The sequence below is a fragment of the Deltaproteobacteria bacterium genome (assembly GCA_019309045.1).
Classification (GTDB): Bacteria; Desulfobacterota; Syntrophobacteria; order BM002; family BM002; genus JAFDGZ01.
Map to the genome: position 1 here is coordinate 1 of JAFDGZ010000142.1, position 4,789 is coordinate 4,789.

The 4,789-nt window shown below is 52.6% G+C and carries 5 protein-coding genes; 1 reads left to right on the forward strand and 4 read right to left on the reverse strand.

From position 1 onward, the window contains the following. Both JRI89_16690 and JRI89_16695 read right to left on the reverse strand, forming a co-directional pair. Positions 1 to 209, reverse strand: a 209-nt coding sequence (locus JRI89_16690) for a hypothetical protein (GenBank protein MBW2072869.1), incomplete at its 3' end; no start/stop codon positions are given. Between the two features lie 528 nt (positions 210 to 737). Then, positions 738 to 1,871, reverse strand: coding sequence for an SIS domain-containing protein (locus JRI89_16695; GenBank protein MBW2072870.1), 1,134 nt, complete (start codon positions 1,869 to 1,871; stop codon positions 738 to 740). A gap of 298 nt (positions 1,872 to 2,169) precedes the next feature. On the opposite strand from JRI89_16695, the gene JRI89_16700 reads away from it, so the two are divergent. Further along, positions 2,170 to 3,105: an iron transporter gene (locus tag JRI89_16700; protein ID MBW2072871.1), complete on the forward strand. Its 936-nt coding sequence runs from the start codon at positions 2,170 to 2,172 to the stop codon at positions 3,103 to 3,105. Positions 3,106 to 3,205: 100 nt separating this feature from the next. Here JRI89_16700 and JRI89_16705 read toward each other — a convergent pair whose 3' ends face one another. Together JRI89_16705 and JRI89_16710 are read right to left on the reverse strand one after the other, a co-directional pair. Continuing rightward, on the reverse strand, positions 3,206 to 4,240 hold the full coding sequence (locus JRI89_16705; GenBank protein MBW2072872.1) for a trypsin-like peptidase domain-containing protein: 1,035 nt from the start codon (positions 4,238 to 4,240) through the stop codon (positions 3,206 to 3,208). A 99-nt stretch (positions 4,241 to 4,339) separates the two neighbouring features. After that, the coding region (locus JRI89_16710; protein ID MBW2072873.1) for a membrane integrity-associated transporter subunit PqiC at positions 4,340 to 4,789 on the reverse strand (450 nt) is incomplete at its 5' end.

The following is a 4,789-nucleotide window of genomic DNA, read 5'->3' on the forward strand; positions in this document are numbered from 1 at the left end:
GGCAGGGAAACAATGAATACCGCAGTGCCAATAACCGTAGCTGCAAGCCCCACAGGCCTGAGAACGATAAGGTCAAAGGTCATTCCTTCAGCGGATGTCTCGCCGGAAAAGGTTCTGCGCTCCACAGCCATCAGGGGACTGGCTGTCATGGCCAGTATCACCAGGACAGCTGCCAACATCACCAGAGGTTTTCGTTTCATGGTCTGCATGGGGGTTCCTCCTTCTGCAAAGTGCCCGGGCCGTAATGGAAGATGGCCTGCGCCAGATTTTGGATATTATATCATTACTACACCTTAATTTCATATGCAAATAATATTCCTTTGACAACAAACTCCGTGCCAAGCCCGGGGGCTCCCTGTTTTTTCTGGACTTCATGAATTTTAATGGATACATTAATTTCAGAGTTGCAAACAAAAAACATCATTTTGCATAATTATCCAGACTGCAAAGGAGCAATAAAATGACCACTACACCACAACACTGCCCGGGGTGGGAATCATTCAAGAACCTGAAGTCATTTGTCTGCAAATGCACGAGCTGCGGTGCAGAAAAAGAGATCTTTTCAGACGAATTCAACAAGTCCCACACCTGCCCCAAGTGCGGAGCCGAGATTGATTTTGCCTCATGTACCTTTGAGGCAGGGGCCAGCACCCCTTCGCCGCGCTAACAGGCGACTCCTTGGAGCTATTATCGCTTTGGCCTGTAAATCTGGCCGAACCAGGAAACGGGGCAGCCATTCAGCGCGCCTTGCAAACTCGAACAGTAGAACTGCGGATAGTTTGCAGGGTGCCTGCTACCAGGCGCTCCGTATCGTAGCCGGCATGAAAGGTGTTGATATTGGGCGCCCCCACGCGGCCGATGCTGTATGTGAACCATTCCAGTGCTAGAATCGTATTGAGAAAGCGCTGGAGTGGTTGGTTGGTTTCTGGTGTCTGCAGCAAGTACAGCCAATCCATAAAAGCGGCAGGCAGTGAATCGCTGCCAGCCGTTCCTTGCTGCAGCCAGATGATGCGCGCAGAGAACATATCCCTCAGTACGGGTGCAATTTCTACTGCCCTCCTGGCACTGTCAAAATCATCTATCAGAAAGACTATGGTATCACCGGGACGGGTGATGAAATAATGAGTATGACAGTATTCCTCGATCCCGGTAAAATGAGCAAGGCGGTTGAACTCGTACATTTTGTAAACAGCGAAACGCGCTGCTATCTTGGCCCAGCCACAGCCCAGGAAAAAAGTCTGCTGGCTCCTGGCCCACTCCCCTGCCTGGCTGACAAGTGGCTGATAAAAACTGGGGGCAAGCAAGGTGCGGGTATGTTGCCAGAGGACTTGCCAGTCCATTTCTACGGAGGCCGCCCGCACGAGCGTCAATAGAACTGCCCAGAAACTCTTCGTCTGGGCAACGTCGTGATGATAACCCACATATTGTTTGGCCATCTCATCATCATAATTGGAGTATTGCAGCTCTTTGACCGGCGAGGCATATATGGGCCAGAGGTTAGTTGCTATTTGGGCTAGAGGACTTTGAGGATTGTCCGTTATTGCCGCCAGCTCAGCTCCAGCTGCTAAAGCGCGTTGACTTGCTTCGAGCACCCGGGGAGTGTAACCGGAAACGCTGATGGCAATGAGGAGGTCTTTCTTGCCAAGATCAGGAGCAGCGCGGCTGGCCTCCAGAGCCGGCAGTGCCTCGATGGGCCTGTGCTGCTCTATGAGCCACTGGCCAAACAGAGCAGCACAATAGGAATCACCTGCACCCGTGATGATTACCCTGCCGCCATGGACAGGCCACTCTGGCCGGGAAAGTTGCTGGTGCTGGAGAGCTATGCTCTCCTGTTCCAGGATTTCCTGGTAGATGTATTCGTCCTGCAGCATGATTCCGCCTGATGAAGAAAAATTGTCTCCAGCCTAGCTGCAGCTCATGGTTATGTCAAGAAGGTGCGGCTTGTAGAGGAGCTAGTTGCAGTGGACGCCAAACTGACAGGTCTGCAAACCCGGAAAGGCAGGATAGACTGATTTCTTGGCTAGAGTAGACTAGCATTGTCGACAATAAGCCTGTAATGCTCATACTTATTTGATACATGAATTAATAGAAAAGTTCATCTATTCAGTCTGGCGGCACTAGATAACAGGTTGAGGAAAGAGGGGGTTCACAAGTTCCTGCCATTTGACAATGAACAGCTATCGAACCATATTGCGGCAGGGTCTCATCTCCGGCGTCCGGAAGGGAATGCACGGCTTCGTCTGGATGATGAAGATTCTGGTGCCAATTTCCTTTGCCACAGCTCTTTTGGCCTGGAGTGGGCTGATTCACAAGCGCAACCATCTGGTTCAGCCAGTGATGGATTGGCTCAGCCTGCCGGGCATTGCCGCCCTGCCATTATTGATTGGCATGCTCACCGGAATCTACGGCGCTCTCGCAGTCATGGTTGTTCTGCCGCTTTCCAAAGAGCAGATGACCCTCATAGCCATTTTCCTGCTCATTGCCCACAACCTCATTCAAGAAGGGGCCATCCAGGGAAAATCAGGACTTCATCCGCTGAAAGCCACAATATTTCGTCTGATTGCAGCCACTGTAACAGTGATGATTTCGGCACATTTTCTCCAGGTAACAGCAGCAGCTCCTGCTCATGGGATGGCAGTTGCTCCAGGTGCCGGGCCACTGAGTGCAGTGCTCAGCGCATGGCTCCTGGATACCCTCAGGCTCAGCCTCAAAATATTCGCCATCATTATGAGCGTCCTGATTCTCCTCGAGACGTTGAAAAAACTTGGCTGGATCTCCCATATAGTCCGGTTACTTCGCCCTTTATTGAGGGTGCTCGGTCTCAATCACCAGGCCGGCGTCTTGTGGATAACCGCTGCCATGTTTGGTCTGGCCTATGGAGCGGCCGTGATCGTGGAAGAGGCCCGAGAGGGATACTTGCAGAGCGAAGAACTGGAAGGGCTTCACCTGTCAATTGGCATAAACCATTCTCTCTTAGAAGACCCTAGCCTTTTCCTGGCCATGGGTTTGAGCCCTTTCTGGTTGTGGGTACCAAGGCTGATTACCGCCATGGTTGCTGTTCGTCTTCTCAGTGTGTGGCAGTCCTTTGCCAGAAGAAGAATATAAGCCGCTTATCCCCTGGGTATTCCCGAGAATATAAAGGTCAACTTCGAGCGTTCGCTGCCGGGGCCATGGAAGGCCCGCGAACTGCTCGCAATAGAAGTGATCACTGGCGTCCTCTTATTGTGGTGGAGAGGCGGAGAATTTTGCCTGCACGCAATACTTTTACTTCAAAGCGGGAGAGGCCGCCTATCCTTTGGCGAATCTCGCACCCGGTTTGCTCGTCTGTGGAAACTGCTATGCCCTGAACCTCCAGGATAATGTCCCCTCCGAGCAGTAGTTTTTCATTGCCCAGCCTTACAGGAATATTGCCCGGCTGTAGGCCGAGTCTGTAACCAGGGGAGTCTGTTGCCACCCGTTGAATCAGCAAGCCAGCTTCTTGCGGCACATTCAGGGCTTTGGCCAGCGGGCCTGAGACCAGGTAAAATTGCAGGCCGCTCCAGAATGATTTTTGCTCGAGGAGCAGCTCCCTGGCGGTGTTGATGCTGACGGCAAAGCCCAGGCCTTCTGAGCCGCCTGACTGAGTGAGTATCCGGCTGACAATGGCGATGACTTCACCGTCCATATTGAACATGGGGCCGCCTGAATTGCCTCTGTTGATTGCTGCATCGGTCTGCAGGAATTCAATGGGCAGAAGCCCCGGGCAGGCCCCTGGAGGTCTTCTGCGACCACTCAGATAGCCCACAGTGAGGGTATGTTCCATGCCGTAGGGTGCGCCGACCACGAAAACTCTGTCGCCTATATGCACCTTGTTGGAGTCACCCAGATGAGCTACTACCAGATTCGAAGGCTGCCTCTCGAGCTTGAGCAGAGCAACATCGGCCTGGGGTGCCGAGTTTACTACTTTTGCCGACACCATGGCGCCATCCGCAAAAGAGACGTTTACTTCGTCCGCCACCTGCACCACGTGAGCAGCCGTCATAATCAGGCCATCTTTGGAAATTACCACTCCGGAAGCAAGTCCCTGGGTGGCAACACCCTCCCCGCGAATCATGGTGGCGTAGCCGCGCTCTCTGGTAAGGATCAGCACTACAGAAGGGTTGACTCGCTGAAATACCTTGCTGAGGGGCTCGCCCTTGGCCGGAACGGTCAGGGAGATACAGGAAAAAACTAGAAAAAGGAAAAACAAGCCATTACGCATCAAAATTCCTCTTGAGCAACTGTTCTCGCGATAGCTTTGAGACCGTTGCCAGGGTGAGTTTTGCTTCTCTTTATTTTGCGCCCCACGGAGATCTTCTTTTCATTCAGAACCAGGACTCCTTTTTTCTCCTATGGAAACCAGGGTTTTGACAATCTCCTGACTGAAGGTTGCCAGCAGACTGCTCTCAGCGCTGGCAAGGGCCTCATAACTGTTTACTGCCAGAACCTTTCTCAAAGTAGATTCTCTGGCGATGTATACCTTTCGGCCATTTTCCCCCAGGATGCTCCAGCGAACAACCAGCACGGCACTGCCGCTGAGTTCTGCATCGAAGCGAGAGACGTCAATCACAATCTGGTAATCGAGGGTTGTATTGGCATCCCAGGGATAGGTGAGGAGTCGCTCTGTGGGCAACAGGAGAGCCAGGTTTTCAGCCAGCACTCGTCGGAAATTGTTTTCCAGAGGCTCGGCCCACACGGCGAATTCGGCAATGTGCAATTCGTTCTTGCTGCTGCGGGTTACCACCTGTGGTCGATCCAGGTAGTCAGGAAG

Bases quoted from the DNA above. Each gene is read 5' to 3' on its own strand.
- JRI89_16695 (MBW2072870.1), bottom strand. From the start codon at position 1,871: ATGCTGCAGGACGAATACATCTACCAGGAAATCCTGGAACAGGAGAGC.
- JRI89_16700 (MBW2072871.1), top strand. From the start codon at position 2,170: ATGAACAGCTATCGAACCATATTGCGGCAGGGTCTCATCTCCGGCGTC.
- JRI89_16705 (MBW2072872.1), bottom strand. From the start codon at position 4,240: ATGCGTAATGGCTTGTTTTTCCTTTTTCTAGTTTTTTCCTGTATCTCC.